Below are 16,141 nucleotides of genomic sequence, written 5' to 3' on the forward strand. Positions count from 1 at the left end.
GCCGTTACCAGCCGACGCCGACACCGATCATGTAGCGACGCTCGTTGGTGTCGCCGTGCTCACTGGCGACTTTGTCCCATTCCGCCTTGAGGCTCAGGGCGGCCCAGCTGTTCAGCTTGTAGCGCACGCCGGCCTCGGTATCGATGATGTAGTCGATCTTGTCGACGAAGGGCATGCCGAGCTCACCCAAGGTGTAGAGCTCCAGGTTCTTGCCACCCAGATAGCGCTTGTAATCCCATTCCATGGAAGTCGAGTTGAAGTGCTCGCTGGTGCCGTCGGCGAAGACGTAGTCATTGCGGTTGAACAGGCCGGCCATAGAGAAGGCGCCCAGTTCGTTGTCCCAGAACTGGTAACCGGGGCCGGTACCGACGGTGCGCTGGGTCTCCAGATCCTCGACCCGGTCGTGGCTGTATTTCAGCTGACCCTGCCAGAAGAACTTGCGAGTGAAGAAGCGATCGAGGTCGTAGCTCAGCTCGACCCGGTCGGTCTTGCGCTCGTCGTCCTTGGTCTCGTGGTCGTACTCGGCCGCGATGCTGTGACGCCAGGCGCCGTGGCGGGCCTTGGTGTCCAGGTCGATGTCGTAATCCTTGATGTCGTTCTCGGCGCGCTTGTAGTCGGCGGCGACATCGATGTTGCCGGTCCAGGTCAGGTCCTGCACCAGCGGTTTGGGCGGCATCATCTGGCTAATCGAGGCCAGCTCCACCACCTTCGGCGCTTCGCCGTTGACCAGCTCGACCTGGCCCTGCCCCGCCGGCTTCAGCGACTTGGCGTGCTCGCCGTCGAAATCGCTCTGCTTGACCAGCAGTTCCTGGTCGCTTTCCAGGGTCGCGATCTTCGCCACCTCGAGCGTGATGGTGCCGGCGTACTCGGTCTTCAACAGCAGCTTGCCGCTGTCGACCAGTTGAATGGTGCCGGTGAGCTTGTCGCCGTTCTTCAGCCAGACGGTGTCGGCCAGAAGCGTGGCGGGGGCGGCGCAGAAAGCCAGGCAGAGCAGTGAACGGAGCGAGATCATAAGCAGAAGAGAATGCGCGAGTTTGGAAAAGGCGCGCATTATCCGGATGCACGCCGGCTGAGCAAGCACAGACCGGCGAATGCCCGTGTAGTTCAGACGGGGGGCTACCAGCCGATGCCGACACCGATCAGGTAATGCCGATCGGAGACCGTCTGGCCCAGCCCGCGGAGCTGGTTCAGCTCGTATAGCAGCGACAGCCTCGCCCAGTCGTTGAGCCGATAGCGCAACCCCGCCTCGCCGTCGAATACATAGTCGATTTCATTGATGTGCGGTATCTGCATCTCGGCGTTGCTGTAGAACTCCAGGCGGGTCCCCCACAGCAGGCGCTTGTAGTCCCACTCCAGCGACCAGCTGTCGAAGCTGCGGTCGCCGATCGCGCTGAACAGCTCGATGCGGTTGTATTGGGTGATTAGGTCCAGGCGACCCAACTCGTTGTCCCAGAAGCGGTAACCGGGGCCGATACCGTAGGTGCGCTGGCGGTCGATCAGTTCGAACTCGTCCTCATCCTGCTCGAAGCCGGCCCTCCAGAACCAGTGATCGGTGAAGAAGCGGTCCAGGTCGTATTCCAGCTCCCAGTTGTCCTCGGTCTTCTCTCCGTCCTCCGTCTCGTGCTCCAGCTCGCCGCGCAGCACGTGGCGCCAGCGCCCGTGCTCGACGCGCGTATTGCCCTTCAGCTTCCACTCGTCCGTTCGACTCTGGTTGCGCTCCATGTCCAGCTTCGCGTCCAGATTGCCCTCCCAGAGGCGGTCCTTGAGCACCGCGCGGGGAGGCACCAGACGCGAGATGCTGGCCAGGGTGACCACGCGCTCGTCGCCATCGATCATCCGGACCATGCCCCGGCCGGCGGCCTCCAGGCGTTCGCTGCCCTCGCTGTCCAACCCGGCGCGACGCACCATCAGGGGCTTGTCGGCGCTGAGGGTGTCGATATCCTTCCAGTCGATCAGCACCTGGCCGGCATACTTCGTTTTCAACGCCAGTTTGCCGCCCTCGAGCAGCAGGATCTCGCCGGTCAGCCGATCGCCATTGTTCAGCCACACGGTATCGGCGACGACGGGGCCCGCCAGGGCCGACAGCAGAAACGACAGCAGGATGCGAAGACGCATGACCAAGATTCCGAAAGCGCAACGGGAGGTAGCAGAACATGCCCGAGCCCTGGAGCCCACGGCAAGCGCCGAAGGCCGGCGCGCGGCACTCTACCTGGTACTGGCGGAGATTCCCGAAGGCAAGGTGATCGCCTACGGCGAGCTGGCCGCCCTGGCCGGCCTGGGCCGCGCCGCGCGCTGGGTCGGTCGCACCCTCAGCCAGCTGCCGGACGACACCCGCCTGCCCTGGCATCGCGTGCTCGGCGCCGGCGGGCGACTCAGCCTGGCGGCCGGCACACCCTCCGGAGAGGAGCAGCGCGCGCGCCTGCGCGCCGAGGGGCTGACCATCCGCAACGACCGCGTCGACATGCGCCGCCATGGCTGGCGCCCCATGGACACGAACGGTTAGAGTGCGCCCTTTGCCCAACCCGATCAGCCCAATGTCCCGCAGAACCTGGCGCGCCGCGCTTGCCACCTATGCCCATCCGGCGACCCTGGCCCTGCTGCTGCTGGGCTTCGCCGCCGGCCTGCCGTACATGCTGGTGTTCTCCACGCTCTCGGTGTGGCTGCGCGAGGCGGGTGTCACCCACCAGACCATCGGCTACGCCAGCCTCATCGGCCTGGCCTATGCCTTCAAATGGGTCTGGGCGCCGATGCTCGACCAGTGGCGCCTGCCGCTGCTCGGTCGTCTCGGCCGGCGCCGTTCCTGGCTGGTGCTGTCCCAGGGCCTAGTGGCCTTCGGCCTGATCGGCATGGCGCTGTGCGATCCGCAGCAGCATCTGTCCTGGCTGATCGCGGTGGCGGTGGTGGTGGCCTTCGCCTCGGCGACCCAGGACATCGCGGTGGACGCCTACCGCCTGGAGATCGTCGACGACACCCGCCAGGCCGCGCTCGCCGCCAGCTACATGGCCGGCTACCGGGTCGCCGCGCTGCTGGCCACCGCCGGCGCCCTGTATTTCGCCGGCTGGTTCGGCACTCCCGGCTCCGGCTACCAGCACGGGGCCTGGGCCAGTACCTACCTGCTGTTCGCCATGCTGATGCTGCCGGGCGTGATCACCACCCTGTGGATGCGCGAGCCGCCGGTGCCGCTGCGCACGCAGATTGCCGCGGCGCGCTACGGCCTGTACCGCCAGTTGGCCTCGGTGGTGGTGCTGATCGTGCTGCTGGTCTCGGTGCCGGCGATGTTCACCCAGTTCTTCCGCAGCGACGTGTTCCTCGTGCTCGTCGGCGAGATGGGCGTGGTCGAACTGGTCCGCGACGACCGTGCCTTCCTGCGTTTTCTGCTGTACAGCATCCTCACCGCGGTGTGCCTGTCGCGCATGGGCCGTCGTGGCTTGGCACCGGTACTCACGCCGGTCAACGACTTCATCATTCGCTATCGCTGGCAGGCTCTGCTACTACTCGGGCTGATCGCCACTTACCGGATGTCCGACACGGTGATGGGCGTGATGGCCAACGTCTTCTACATCGACATGGGCTTCGCCAAGAGCCAGATCGCCAGCGTCAGCAAGCTGTTCGGGCTGATCATGACGCTGCTCGGCGCGGCCCTGGGCGGATTGCTGATCGTGCGCTTCGGCATCCTGCCGATCCTACTGATCGGCGGTGCGGCCTCGGCGGGCACCAACCTGCTGTTCGCCAGCCTCTCCGGCCTCGGCGTCGTCGCCAACCCGGCGGAGTACGCCCAGCAGACGGTCAACCAACTGCTCGCCGTGCTCGACCCGCACATGCTGATGCTGGTGGTGACCATCACCCTGGACAACCTCAGCTCGGGCCTGGCGACCGCGGCCTTCGTTGCCTACCTGTCGAGCCTGACCAACCTGAAGTTCTCCGCCACCCAGTACGCGCTGCTCAGCTCGATCATGCTGCTGCTGCCGCGCCTGGCGGGCGGCTATTCGGGGGTCATGGTGGAGAAGGTCGGCTACGGCCAGTTCTTCCTGATCACGGCGCTGCTGGGCATCCCGACGCTGATCCTCATCGCGCTGCAGTGGCGCCAGCAGGGTCCGCAGCCCGCCGACGCCCCCGCTCCGCGCGGCGAGGCCTGAAAGGGCCTCAGGCCGGCGGCGCCGACCGCACCGTGTGGGCCAGCAGGCCCGGCATGGCGATGTCCACGCCGACCTCGCGCAGGCGGTCGCGGATTTCCTCGTTGAACTTGAAGGTCACCGCCCAGTAATCGGAGTTGGCCGTCCAGACCCGCAGCGACAGAGTGATGTAGGTATCGCCGAGCCCGGCCACCACCACGGCCGGCGCCGGCTCCTTGAGCACGCGCGGGTCCTCGGCCATCTCGCGCAGCACTTGCTGCGCCTTCGGCAGGTCGGCCTCGTAATCGACTTTGACGTCGAACACGATCTGCCGGGTCGCCTGGCGCGAGGTATTGATGATCGGACCGTTGGACAAGGCGCCGTTGGGCAGGATCACCGTGCGGTTGTCACCGGTGCGCAGCACGGTGTGGAAGATCTGGATGCTGTCCACGGTGCCCGACAGCCCCTGCGCCTCGATCCAGTCGCCGATGCGAAACGGGCGGAACAGCAGGATCAGTACACCGCCGGCGAAGTTGGCCAGGCTGCCCTGCAGCGCCAGACCGATGGCCAGGCCCGCGGCACCGATGGCGGCGATGAACGAGGCCGTGGAGATGCCGACCATGGACGCCACGCTAACCAGCAGCAACACCTTGAGCACGATGTTGGCCAGGCTGCGGATGAAGCCGGTCAGCGCCAGGTCCACTTTGCGCCCCTGCATCAGCAGGGCGAGTCGCCCGGTGACGCGGTTGATCAACCACCAGCCGATCGCCAGGGTGACCAGCGCCAGAGTCAGCTTGCCGCTGTACTCCAGCACCACCGGCAGCCAGGCCTGCGACAGCCTCACCATCTCTTCGTAGCTAAATTCCATGGCTCACTCCTTTTCGGACGGCGGAAACGACGCCGCCATGGGGGAACCATGGCGGCGAGGGGTGTAACTGCTAGACGCCTGCGGGACGCGCGAGGTTCCCTCGCGGCATCAGTCGCGGAAGTTGTTGTACTGCAGCGGCATGCCCAGGTCCTGGCCGCGCAGCAGGGCGATGGCCTCCTGCAGGTCGTCGCGCTTCTTGCCGGTGATGCGCACCTGCTCGCCCTGAATGGCGGCCTGCACCTTGAGCTTGGCGTCCTTGATCAGGGCGACGATCTTCTTCGCCAGCTCCTTGTCGATGCCTTCGCGGAAGGTCACTTCCTGCTTCATCACCTTGCCGGAGGCGTAGGGTTCCTTGGCCTCCATGCACTGGCTGTCGATCTTGCGCTTGATCAGGCTGGCGCGAACTATGTCGAGCACCTGCTCGAGCATGAACTCCGCCTCGGCGGTGATGGTGATGGTCTTGTCCTTGCTTTCGAGGCTGCACTTGCCGCGCAGGTCGAAGCGGCGGTCGAGCTCCTTGGTGGCATTGTCGACCGCGTTGGTGAGTTCGTGCTTGTCCAGTTCCGACACCACGTCGAACGAAGGCATGGGCTTGCTCCTGATGGACGGCGCGATCCCCCTCACGGAGTGAGCGCGCCTGACTTGACGATAAAAATGGCGCGCCCATTATAGCCAGTCTGACGCGCCGTTCGGCCAAACCGCGGCGCCAACCCTTCCCTGCCTGCGAGCCTCCTCAATGCCCAACCCCCATCTCAGCATCCTGGTGGTGGACGACGCCAAGTTCTCCAGCGCCATGATCGGCCGCGCCCTCAGCCAGGCCGGCTACCAGGATGTGCGCTTCGCCAACAGCGCCGCCGAGGCCCTGCGCCTGCTGGAGAAGCGCCCCGCCAGCGTGCTGCTGGCCGACTGGCTGATGCCGGAAATGGATGGCCTGGATTTGACCGGCCGGGTGCGCCAGCTGGACGAGACGGCCGAGCACTACACCTACGTCATCCTGCTGACCGGCAAGGAAGGCGACAACGTACTCTCCGAGGCCTTCGACCGCGGTGTCGACGACTTCATCAGCAAGGCGGCGATGAACGAGCAGCTGGTGCCACGTGTGTATGCGGCGGATCGCCTGTGCAACACCCTGCAGCGCCTGCTCAATGAAAACCGTATGCTGACCCAGAACATCGCCAGCCTCGAGCAGCGCAACCTGGTCGACCCGCTGACCGGTTTGGGCAACCCGCGTTACCTGCAGCAGAAGCTCGGCGACTGCCTGCGCCAGGTCGAGTCCCGCGGCGGCGCGCTGTGCTACCTGCTGATCGGCCTGCAGGAAGGCGAGGCGCTGCGCCTGCAGCACGGCAACGGTTTCTGGAACGAGGTGCTGCACGGCGTGGCGCGTCGCCTGCAGCAGCTGGTGCGGCCACTGGACGTGCTGACCCGGGTCGACGACACCCACTTCGGCATGATCGCCATGCTCGACGATCTCCACGAATGCTCGCCGAGCAGCTTCAAGCGCATGCACGAGGGCCTCAACCTCAAGGCCTTCAAGACCAGCGAGGGCTTCATCAGCCTCAAGGCCGGCATCGCCCTGGTCGGCCTGGACGCCAAGTCGCTGCCGGTCGAGCCGCATCTGCTGTTCGCCGAGGCCGCTCGCGTGCTGCCGGACTCCTACGCCAGCGGGCGGGTCAGCGCGGTGCGCCTGCCGCTGCCGCAGTGAACATCTGGCACGTCCTCGGCGCCGGCAGCCTGGGCGGGCTGTGGGCGGCCCGCCTAGCCCGGGCCGGGCTGCCGGTACGGCTGATCCTGCGTGACCAGGCCCGCCTCGGCCAGTACCGCGCCGTCGGTGGCCTGACCCTGGTCGAGGATGGCCTGGCCAGCCTGCACCCCATCCCCGCGGAAACCCCGCACACCGGCATCCCCATCCGCCGCCTGCTGCTCGCCTGCAAGGCCTACGATGCCGAGGAGGCCGCCGCCGAGCTGGTCCCGCGCCTCGCCCCCGGCGCCGAGATCGTCCTCTTGCAGAACGGCCTCGGCAGCCAGGAGGCGGTGGCCGCGCGCCTGCCGCGGGCGCAGTGTGTGTTCGCCTCGAGCACCGAGGGCGCCTTTCGCGACGGCGCCTTTCGCGTGGTATACGCCGGGCGCGGCCACACCTGGCTCGGCGTCCCGGGTGAACGCCGGGCGCCGGCGTGGCTGAACGACCTGAGCGCCGCGGGCATTCCCCACGCGTGGAGCGCCGACATCCTCGCCAAGCTATGGCGCAAGCTGGCCCTGAACTGCGCGATCAATCCGCTGACCGTATTGCACGACTGCCGCAACGGCGGCCTGCGCGACTGGCCGGACGAGGTCGCCGGCCTGTGCGACGAACTCGCCACCCTGCTGCGCGCCGCCGGCCAGGATGAGGCCGCGACCGACCTGCACCAGGAAGTGCTGCGGGTGATCGACGGCACCGCCGCCAACTATTCTTCCATGCACCAGGACGTGGCCAACGGCCGGCGCACGGAGATCGGCTACCTGCTCGGCCACGCCCTGGCCACGGCCGAGCGCCTCGGGCTGCATCTGCCGCGCCTGGAGCACCTCCTGCAGCGCCTGCGCGAGTACCTCACGGGTCGCGGATTGCCCGTGACCTGAAGCGGCGCTACCCTGCCTCTCCCACCCGAAGCGGAAGCCGCGCCCTTGACCTCTCTGCGTCAACGCCTCGACAACCTGCCGGTCGGCCGCAAGATGCTCGCCGCGCTGCTGGTGCTGTTGGCCACCGTGATGCTGGTGGCCAACCTGGCCTTCATTAGCGCGGCCTACTGGATCTCCCAGGAGAGCGTGGCGCCGCAGGCCCTGCAGGCCATCGGCAAGCTGATTGCCGCCCCCGAACTGAGCCGCCACGCCCTGTCCTCGCCCGAGGCCGCGCGTGAGGTGCTGCAACGCCTGGACAGCTATACCCCGCTGCGCGCCGCGGCGATCTATGACAGCGGCGGCCGGCGCCTGGCCGACCTGCAGCTGGGCGAACCCCTGCGCCTGCCGGCCTACGGCGGCGATCTGGAGCACTGGCGCCAGGGCGAATTCCGCTCCACCCGGGTGATCGAACTGCCGCAGCCGGACACGACGCCCGGTCGCTTGCTGCTGGTTGCCTCCAGCGAGCTGCCCGGGGCCTTCTACACCGGCACGCTGACCGCCAGCGGCGTGATCCTGGCCATCAGCGTGGTGCTCTGGGCGCTGATCGCGCGTCAGGTGCGCCGCCTGATCACCCGACCGATCCGCCGCCTGGAAGAGCTCTCGCGCCAGGTGACCCGCGAGGAGAACTACTCGCTGCGCGCCGCCCGCGGCAACCGCGACGAGATCGGCAGCCTGGCCGACGCTTTCAACACCATGCTCGGCCGCATGGAGGCTCGCGAGCAGCAGCTCAAACGCGCCCGCGACGATGCCGAGAGTGCCTTCTCCCAGGCCCAGAGCCTGGCCGAGGAAACCCGCCACTCCAACCGCAAGCTGGAGCTGGAAGTGCAGGTGCGCAGCAAGATCGAGAAGAAACTCACCGGTTTCCAGAACTACCTGAACAACATCATCGACTCCATGCCCTCGGCGCTGATCGCCCTCGACGACCAGCTCTACGTCACCCAGTGGAACCAGGAGGCCAGCGCGCTCTCCGGCACACCGCTGGACGAGGCGCTGAACCAGCCGGTGTTCCTCGCCTTCCCGCCGCTCAAGCCGTTCCTCGCCCAGCTCAAGCGCACCGCCGAGCACCACCGGGTGGAGAAGATCGAGCGGGTCACCTGGCGCAAGGGCGAGGAGGCGCACCACTACGCGCTGACCTTCTACCCGCTGATGGGCGGCGGCGGGCGTGGCGTGGTGATCCGCATCGACGACATCACCCAGCGCCTGTCGCTGGAAGAGATGATGGTGCAGTCGGAGAAGATGCTCTCCGTAGGCGGCCTGGCCGCCGGCATGGCGCACGAGATCAACAACCCGCTCGGCGCCATCCTGCACAACGTGCAGAACATCCGCCGGCGCCTGTCGCCGGAGCTGGCGAAGAACCAGGACCTGGCGGTGGAGGCCGGTATCGCCCTCGACGACGTCAACGCCTACCTGCTGAGCCGGGAGATTCCGCAGCTGCTCGACGGCATCGCCCAGGCCGGCTCGCGCGCGGCGAAGATCGTCAGCCACATGCTCGCCTTCAGCCGCCGCAGCACCCGCCAGTTGGCGCCCTGCCAGCTGCCGGTGCTGGTCGACCAGGCACTGGAAATCGCCGGCAACGACTTCGACCTGACCGACAGTTTCGACTTCAAGGCCATCGACATCGTCCGCGATTTCGACCCGCAGCTCGGCCCGGTGCCGGCCACCGCCAACGAGATGGAACAGGTGCTGCTCAACCTGCTGAAGAACGCCGCCCAGGCCATCCACCAGCGCGACGACGAGGACGAGCCGGGGCGCATCACCCTGCGCATTCGCCTCAATCCGCCCTGGGCCGAGATCCAGGTGGAAGACAACGGCGTCGGCATGCCCGAGACCGTGCGCAAGCGCATCTTCGAGCCCTTCTTCACCACCAAGGAAGTGGGCCAGGGCACCGGCCTGGGCCTGTCCGTTTCCTATTTCATCGTCACCAACAACCACAAGGGGCAGATGGAGGTGCAGTCCACCCAGGGGCAGGGCACCTGCTTCACCCTGCGCCTGCCACTCACCTCACCTGCGGAAGGCATTAGCGTCTGATGGGCTACCGACTGAGCAAGATCTACACGAAGACCGGCGACAAGGGCGAGACCGGGCTGGCCGACGGCCGCCGGGTGGCCAAGGACCATCCGCGGGTGGAGGCCATGGGCGAGCTGGATAACCTCAACAGCCAGCTCGGCCTGTTGCTGGCGGACCTGGCCGATGAGCTGGCGAGCCGGCCGGCGCTAGGCGAGATCGTCGAAGTCCTGAGCCCCTGCCAGCACCGCCTGTTCGACCTCGGCGGCGAGCTGGCGATGCCGGAGTACCAGGCCCTGCAGGAGCCGGAAGTGGAGCGCCTGGAGGCGGCCATCGACCGCTGGAACGAGGAGGTCGGGCCGCTGAAGAACTTCATCCTGCCGGGCGGCTCGCGCCTGGTCGCCCAGGCCCATGTCTGTCGCAGCCTGGCTCGCACCGCCGAACGCCGCTGCCAGCAGCTCAACGCCGTGGAGCCGCTGCGCCCGGTGGGCATGGCCTACGTCAATCGCCTGTCCGATCTGCTGTTCGTCGCCGCGCGCCTGATCGCGCGGCGCACGCAGGTCGACGAAGTGCTCTGGCAGGCGGCGCAGAAACCGGCTTCGTAACAGCGGCATCCATCGCCGCTGCCCCGCTGCGCATGGGCGCCCTAGCGCACCATGGGCCGCGAGGTCATCCCGGCCAGAACGCGCGAATGCCGGCGACGCCCTGGGCGCCGGCCTGCCAGGCGCGCGAACGGTCATCCGGCCCGACACCGCCGAGCAGATAAGCCGGCAGGTTGCTGCCGCGCAGCAGCTCGGCGGCGACGTCCCAGCCCAGCGGCGTGGCATCCGGATGGGTCTGGGTGGCCTGCACCGGCGACAGGGTGACGAAGTCCACGCCCATGCGCGCGGCCAGGGCCAGCTCCTCGGCACCGTGGCAGGAGGCAGCCAGCCAGCGCTGGCCCGGGAAAGGCCGGCCATTCGGCGCGTACTTGCGCAGCTGTTCGGCGGTCAGGTGCCAGCCGGCGGCGGGAAAATCACCCAGCCATTCCAGCGGCCCCTTGAGCATCAGCTGCGCCTTGCCGGCGCAGAGGCCCTGGATATCCACCGCCAGGTCGCGGTACTGCGGATCGAACATGTTCGGCGCACGTAGCTGGATCAGCCGGGCGCCGGCAGCCAGCGCGGCGCGCACGCCGCGCATCAGTTCGGCCGGCTCGAGGCTATCCGGGGTGATCAGGTAGCTGTCGGGCAGGCGCGCCGCCGCGACGATCGGCTGGTTGGCGGCGGGAAACTCGTAGTCGAGCAACTCGCGCTCGCCGGCCCAGGCCAACGGCTGACCCTCGGCGCCGTGGGGTTCGCCGCTGAAGGCAGAGACTTCCCATACGTCCAGCAGCACCTGCTTGTCCGGATAGTCGTGGTGCACCTGGATCAACGGTCGAGCGGCGTCGACACGGATGCCCAGCTCCTCTTCCAGCTCGCGCGCCAGGGCCCGCTCCACCGCCTCGCCCGCTTCCACCTTGCCGCCGGGGAATTCCCACAGGCCGCCCTGGTGCTTGTCTTGCGGGCGCTTGGCGATCAGTACCCGGCCATCCTCGCCGCGGATCACCGCGGCGGCCACGTGGATGCGTTTCACGCGCCCACCTCCCGCAGCCCGGCCTGGTACCAGCGCTGGAAGGCCGGCCACTGGTAGATGGTCTCGACGTACGCGGCGGCCTCGTCCGGCAGTGCCACGCGGTAGCTGCGCATGCGCGCCGCCACCGGGGCGAAGAAGGCGTCGGCGATGCTGACGTGACCGAACAGGTAGGGGCCATCCTGGCCGAAGCGCTGGCGGCAGTCCGCCCACAGGCGGCACACGCGATCGATATCGGCCTGGGCCTCGGCGGGCATCTCGGCCAGGGCCTGGTCGCGCGCCAGATCCATGGACAGGTGGCTGCGCAGGGCCATGAAACCGCTGTGCATCTCGGCGCAGACGCTGCGCGCCAGAGCCCGGGCATATTGGCCGCGCGGCCACAGGTGCGCCTCGGGAAAGCGCTCGGCCAGGTATTCGGCGATGGCCAGCGAATCCCACACCGGGCCTTCCTCGGTGTGCAGCACCGGCACCTTGCCGGTCGGCGCGTGGGCCATCAGCTGGCGACGGCTGTCCGGCTGGTACAGGCGTATGCCGATCTCTTCGTAGGGCACGCCGGTCAGGTCCATGGCCAGCGCCGCGCGCAGCGACCAGGAGGAATAGTTCTTGTCGCCGATCACCAGTTTGAGAGACATGGCGTTCTCCTAGAAGGGTTGAAGGCGCAGGGTACGCGCACGGCAAGGCCGCGAACAATTCCGCTTGCGCATGGGACCATGAATGAAAGGAATGACGGCACGCGGCCGAAGCGTCGCCCGCAGCGACCTCGCCCGTCCCCACTCCCTAAGGGAGCGGGGACGGGCACGGCTCAGGTGCGGTATTCGGCGTTGATCTTCACGTATTCGTGGGAGAGATCGGTAGTCCAGATGGTTTCGCTGCAGCTGCCGCGGCCCAGTTCGATGCGGATGCCGATCTCCTCCCGCGCCATCACGGCGGCGCCCTGGGTCTCGGTGTAGCTGGCGTCGCGGCCGCCCTGGCTGGCGATGCGTACCTCGCCCTGGCGCGCGTCGCCGAGGAAGACGTCGATCTTGCTGACGTCCAGATTCGGCACGCCGGCATAGCCGACGGCGGCGAGGATGCGGCCCCAGTTGGGGTCGGAAGCGAACAGCGCGGTCTTGATCAGCGGCGAGTGGGCCACGGCGTAGGCCACATCCAGGCATTCCTGGTGGTTGCCGCCGCCGTTGACCTGCACGGTGACGAACTTGGTGGCGCCTTCGCCGTCACGGACGATGGCCTGGGCCACTTCCATGAACACCTCCAGCACCGCCTGCTTGAGCTTGCCGAACAGTTCGCCCGAAGCCGAGGTGACTTCCGGCAGCGCCGCCTGGCCGGTGGCGATCAGCATGCAGCAGTCGTTGGTCGAGGTGTCGCCGTCGATGGTGATGCGGTTGAACGACTTGTTCGCCGCGTCGCGCACCAGGTCCTGCAGAACCTCGCGGGCCACCTTGGCGTCGGTGGCGATGTAGCCGAGCATGGTGGCCATGTTCGGCCGGATCATGCCGGCGCCCTTGCTGATGCCGGTCACGGTGACGGTCACGCCCTCGTGCTGGAACTGGCGGCTGGCGCCCTTGGGCAGGGTGTCGGTGGTCATGATGCCGGTGGCGGCCTCGGCCCAGTGATCCTCGTGCAGATCGTCCAGGGCGGCCTGCAGCGCGCCCTCGATCTTGGCCACCGGCAGCGGCTCGCCGATCACCCCGGTGGAGAACGGCAGCACGGCGGTCTCGGCCACGCCGGTCAGCGCGGCCAGGGCGGCGCAGGTGCGGCGGGCATTGGCCAGGCCGTCCGGGCCGGTGCCGGCGTTGGCGTTGCCGGTGTTGGTCAGCAGAAAACGCACGTCACCGGCCACGCGCTCGCGGGTGACGATCACCGGGGCGGCGCAGAACGCATTGGTAGTGGTCACGCCGGCCACGCGCGAGCCTTCGGCGCAGCGCATCACCACCACGTCCTTGCGGCCCGGACGCTTGATGCCGGCGGAGGCGATGCCGAGTTCGAAACCGGGAACGGGGTGCAGCTTGGGCAGGGGACCGAGACCGACGGCCATAGGAGACGCTCCTTCGTAGGCAGTGAAGCGGATGTGGAAAAACGCCGCGAGCGGCAGGACCGGTCGCGGCGTTCTGTCTAGCAGGCTAGGTGCGGATCAACCGACCTGGCCGTGGCAATGCTTGTACTTCTTGCCGGACCCGCAGGGGCACGGCTCGTTGCGGCCGATCTTCGGCTCGGCACGCACCGGGGCGATGGCCGCGGCGGCCTCCTGCTCGGGCTCCTCGCCTTCGCCTTCCGCCGCAACGGCGTCCAGGGCCGAGACCTCGGCGTGCTGGAACTGCATGCGCTGGGCCATGGCCTCGGCCTCGCGGCGCAGACGGGCCTCTTCCTCGGCGGGATCCTCGCGGCGCACCTGCACGTGGGACAGCACGCGAATGGTGTCGCGCTTGATCGAATCCAGCAGCTCCTGGAACAGGGTGAAGGACTCGCGCTTGTATTCCTGCTTGGGGTTCTTCTGTGCGTAGCCGCGCAGGTGGATGCCGTGACGCAGGTGATCCATGGTGGCCAGGTGGTCCTTCCACAGGTCGTCCAGCACGCGCAGCAGCATCTGCTTCTCGAAGGTACGCAGCGCCTCGGCGCCGGCCAGCTCTTCCTTCTCGTGGTAAGCCGCGAGCAGCTCGGCGAGGATCTTCTCGCGCAGGGTCTCCTCGTACAGCTTGTCGTCTTCGTCGAGCCACTGCTGGACCGGCAGACGTATGCCGAAATCACTCTGCAGCGAGGCCTCCAGGCCGGGGATATCCCACTGCTCCGGCAGCGATTGCGGTGGCAGGTGGTTGCTGATGGTGGTGTCGAGCACTTCCTGGCGGAAGTCGACGATGGTCTCACCGATGTTGTCGGCGGCCAGCAGGCTGTTGCGCATGTGGTAGATCACCTTGCGCTGCTCGTTGGCCACGTCGTCGTACTCGAGCAGCTGCTTGCGCATGTCGAAGTTGCGGCCCTCGACCTTGCGCTGGGCCTTTTCGATGGCGTTGGTCACCATGCGGTGCTCGATGGCCTCGCCGGACTGCATGCCGAGGGCCTTCATGAAGTTCTTCACCCGGTCGGAGGCGAAGATGCGCATCAGGTTGTCTTCCAGCGACAGGTAGAAGCGGCTGGAACCCGGGTCGCCCTGGCGGCCGGCACGGCCGCGCAGCTGGTTGTCGATACGGCGGGATTCGTGGCGTTCGGAGGCGATCACGTGCAGGCCACCGGACTCGATCACCTGCTGATGGCGCTTTTGCCAGTCGGCCTTGATCTGCGCGATCTGCTCTTCGCTGGGGTTTTCCTGGGCGGCCACCTCGGCCTCCCAGTTGCCACCGAGGAGGATGTCGGTGCCGCGGCCGGCCATGTTGGTGGCCAGGGTCACCGCGCCCGGGCGACCGGCCTGGGCGATGATCTCGGCTTCCTTCTCGTGGTACTTGGCATTGAGCACCTTGTGCTCGATGCCGGCCTCCTCGAGCAGCTTGGAGACGTATTCGGAGGTTTCGATCGAGGCGGTACCGACCAGGATCGGCCGGCCCTGGGCCTGGCATTCCTTCACGTCGGTGATGATCGCCTGGTACTTCTCTTCCTGGGTCAGGTAGACCAGGTCGTTGTAGTCCTTGCGCGCGATCTGGCGGTGGGTGGGGATGACCACCACGTCGAGGCCGTAGATCTGGCGGAATTCGAAGGCCTCGGTGTCGGCGGTGCCGGTCATGCCGGCGAGCTTCTTGTACAGGCGGAAGTAGTTCTGGAACGTGGTCGAGGCCAGGGTCTGGCTCTCGGCCTGGATGTTCACGCCTTCCTTGGCCTCGATGGCCTGATGCAGGCCCTCGGACAGGCGGCGGCCTTGCATGGTACGGCCGGTGTGCTCGTCGATCAGGATCACCTGGCCGTTCTGCACGATGTACTCGACGTTGCGGTGGAACAGCTTGTGCGCGCGCAGGCCGGCGTAGACGTGGGTCAGCAGGCCCAGGTTATGCGCGGAATAAAGGCTCTCGCCCTCGGCCAGCATGCCACCGGCGGTGAGCAGCTCTTCGACGTACTGGTGGCCGGCCTCGTTTAGCTCGACCTGGCGGGTCTTCTCGTCGACCTTGTAGTGGCCTTCCTGGGTGACCACGCCTTCCTCTTCCTCGATGTGCTGCTTGAGGCGCGGGATCAGCTGGTTGATCTCCATGTACATCTTCGAGCTGTCTTCGGCCTGGCCGGAGATGATCAGCGGCGTACGCGCCTCGTCGATGAGGATGGAGTCCACTTCGTCGATCACGGCGAAGTTGAGCTCACGCTGGAATTTCTCTTCCAGGCTGAAGGCCATGTTGTCGCGCAGGTAGTCGAAGCCGAATTCGTTGTTGGTGCCGTAGGTGATGTCGGCGGCGTAGGCGGCGCGTTTCTCTTCCGGCGGCATGAAGGGGATCACCACGCCCACGGAAAGACCGAGGAATTCGTAGAGCGGACGCATCCAGTTGGCGTCGCGGCGAGCCAGGTAGTCGTTCACCGTGATCACGTGCACGCCCTTGCCGGACAGCGCGTTGAGGTACACCGCCAGGGTGCCCACCAGGGTCTTGCCCTCGCCGGTACGCATCTCGGCGATCTTGCCCTCGTGCAGGGTCATGCCGCCGATCAGCTGTACGTCGAAGTGACGCATGCCCATCACCCGCTTGCCCGCCTCACGAGCCACGGCGAACGCCTCTGGCAGGATCTGGTCGAGGGTCTCGCCCTTCTCCAGGCGCGCCTTGAATTCGTCAGTCTTGCCCCGCAGCTGCTCGTCGGAGAGGCCGAGCATCTGCTCTTCGAGTGCATTGATCGCGGCCACTGTCTTGAGCATGCGCTTCACGTCACGCTCGTTCTTGCTTCCAAAGAGTTTCTTCAACAGTGGCGCAAACATATAGACGAATTCTTCCAC

At 67.1% G+C, this 16,141-nt stretch carries 14 protein-coding genes; 6 read left to right on the forward strand and 8 right to left on the reverse strand.

The window, feature by feature from the left end; translation table 11 throughout:
• Nucleotides 1–4: 4 nt before the first annotated feature.
• Both NF616_RS17195 and NF616_RS17200 read right to left on the reverse strand, forming a co-directional pair.
• On the reverse strand, nucleotides 5–1,018 hold the full coding sequence (locus NF616_RS17195) for a DUF481 domain-containing protein (RefSeq protein WP_434091910.1): 1,014 nt from the start codon (nucleotides 1,016–1,018) through the stop codon (nucleotides 5–7).
• Between the two features lie 98 nt (nucleotides 1,019–1,116).
• A complete protein-coding gene (locus tag NF616_RS17200) occupies nucleotides 1,117–2,115 on the reverse strand; it encodes a DUF481 domain-containing protein (RefSeq protein WP_252274587.1) in 999 nt (332 codons plus the stop codon).
• Here NF616_RS17200 and NF616_RS17205 point away from each other — a divergent pair.
• Nucleotides 2,114–2,503 (forward strand): MGMT family protein, encoded by a 390-nt coding sequence (locus NF616_RS17205; RefSeq protein ID WP_252274589.1) that lies wholly within the window; start codon nucleotides 2,114–2,116, stop codon nucleotides 2,501–2,503. The two genes, NF616_RS17200 and NF616_RS17205, sit on opposite strands and share 2 nt — an antisense overlap.
• A gap of 31 nt (nucleotides 2,504–2,534) precedes the next feature.
• Nucleotides 2,535–4,136, forward strand: a complete 1,602-nt coding sequence (locus NF616_RS17210; protein ID WP_252274591.1) for an AmpG family muropeptide MFS transporter — start codon at nucleotides 2,535–2,537, stop codon at nucleotides 4,134–4,136.
• A 7-nt stretch (nucleotides 4,137–4,143) separates the two neighbouring features.
• On the opposite strand, the gene NF616_RS17215 is transcribed toward NF616_RS17210, so the two are convergent.
• Together NF616_RS17215 and NF616_RS17220 are read right to left on the reverse strand one after the other, a co-directional pair.
• Nucleotides 4,144–4,980, reverse strand: coding sequence for a mechanosensitive ion channel family protein (locus NF616_RS17215; protein ID WP_252274593.1), 837 nt, complete (start codon nucleotides 4,978–4,980; stop codon nucleotides 4,144–4,146).
• A gap of 108 nt (nucleotides 4,981–5,088) precedes the next feature.
• Entirely contained in the window at nucleotides 5,089–5,568 is a 480-nt protein-coding gene (locus tag NF616_RS17220; RefSeq protein ID WP_252274595.1) for a YajQ family cyclic di-GMP-binding protein, read from the reverse strand.
• 148 nt (nucleotides 5,569–5,716) lie between these two features.
• Here NF616_RS17220 and NF616_RS17225 point away from each other — a divergent pair, with 148 nt between their 5' ends.
• From NF616_RS17225 to NF616_RS17240, 4 genes are all read left to right on the forward strand, one after another.
• The gene (locus NF616_RS17225) at nucleotides 5,717–6,682 is read left to right on the forward strand and encodes a GGDEF domain-containing response regulator (protein WP_252274597.1); all 966 of its coding nucleotides are present in this window, start codon (nucleotides 5,717–5,719) and stop codon (nucleotides 6,680–6,682) included.
• Nucleotides 6,679–7,593: a putative 2-dehydropantoate 2-reductase gene (locus NF616_RS17230; RefSeq protein WP_252274599.1), complete on the forward strand. Its 915-nt coding sequence runs from the start codon at nucleotides 6,679–6,681 to the stop codon at nucleotides 7,591–7,593. The genes NF616_RS17225 and NF616_RS17230 overlap by 4 nt, the downstream gene beginning before the upstream one ends.
• A gap of 93 nt (nucleotides 7,594–7,686) precedes the next feature.
• Nucleotides 7,687–9,660, forward strand: a complete 1,974-nt coding sequence (locus NF616_RS17235) for a sensor histidine kinase (protein ID WP_252275052.1) — start codon at nucleotides 7,687–7,689, stop codon at nucleotides 9,658–9,660.
• The gene (locus NF616_RS17240) at nucleotides 9,660–10,241 is read left to right on the forward strand and encodes a cob(I)yrinic acid a,c-diamide adenosyltransferase (RefSeq protein WP_252274601.1); all 582 of its coding nucleotides are present in this window, start codon (nucleotides 9,660–9,662) and stop codon (nucleotides 10,239–10,241) included. The genes NF616_RS17235 and NF616_RS17240 overlap by 1 nt, the downstream gene beginning before the upstream one ends.
• 64 nt (nucleotides 10,242–10,305) lie before the next feature.
• On the opposite strand, the gene NF616_RS17245 is transcribed toward NF616_RS17240, so the two are convergent.
• From NF616_RS17245 to secA, 4 genes are all read right to left on the reverse strand, one after another.
• The gene (locus tag NF616_RS17245) at nucleotides 10,306–11,247 is read right to left on the reverse strand and encodes a Nudix family hydrolase (RefSeq protein ID WP_252274602.1); all 942 of its coding nucleotides are present in this window, start codon (nucleotides 11,245–11,247) and stop codon (nucleotides 10,306–10,308) included.
• Nucleotides 11,244–11,876: a glutathione S-transferase family protein gene (locus NF616_RS17250; protein ID WP_252274604.1), complete on the reverse strand. Its 633-nt coding sequence runs from the start codon at nucleotides 11,874–11,876 to the stop codon at nucleotides 11,244–11,246. The genes NF616_RS17245 and NF616_RS17250 overlap by 4 nt, the downstream gene beginning before the upstream one ends.
• Before the next feature lie 170 nt (nucleotides 11,877–12,046).
• Complete coding sequence (gene argJ / locus NF616_RS17255; protein WP_252274606.1) at nucleotides 12,047–13,279, reverse strand: bifunctional glutamate N-acetyltransferase/amino-acid acetyltransferase ArgJ; 1,233 nt, start codon at nucleotides 13,277–13,279, stop codon at nucleotides 12,047–12,049.
• A gap of 96 nt (nucleotides 13,280–13,375) precedes the next feature.
• Complete coding sequence (gene secA / locus NF616_RS17260) at nucleotides 13,376–16,123, reverse strand: preprotein translocase subunit SecA (protein WP_252274608.1); 2,748 nt, start codon at nucleotides 16,121–16,123, stop codon at nucleotides 13,376–13,378.
• Nucleotides 16,124–16,141 lie beyond the last annotated feature (18 nt).

It is taken from the genome of Pseudomonas subflava (genome assembly GCF_023823685.1).
Taxonomy (GTDB): domain Bacteria; phylum Pseudomonadota; class Gammaproteobacteria; order Pseudomonadales; family Pseudomonadaceae; genus Aquipseudomonas; species Aquipseudomonas subflava.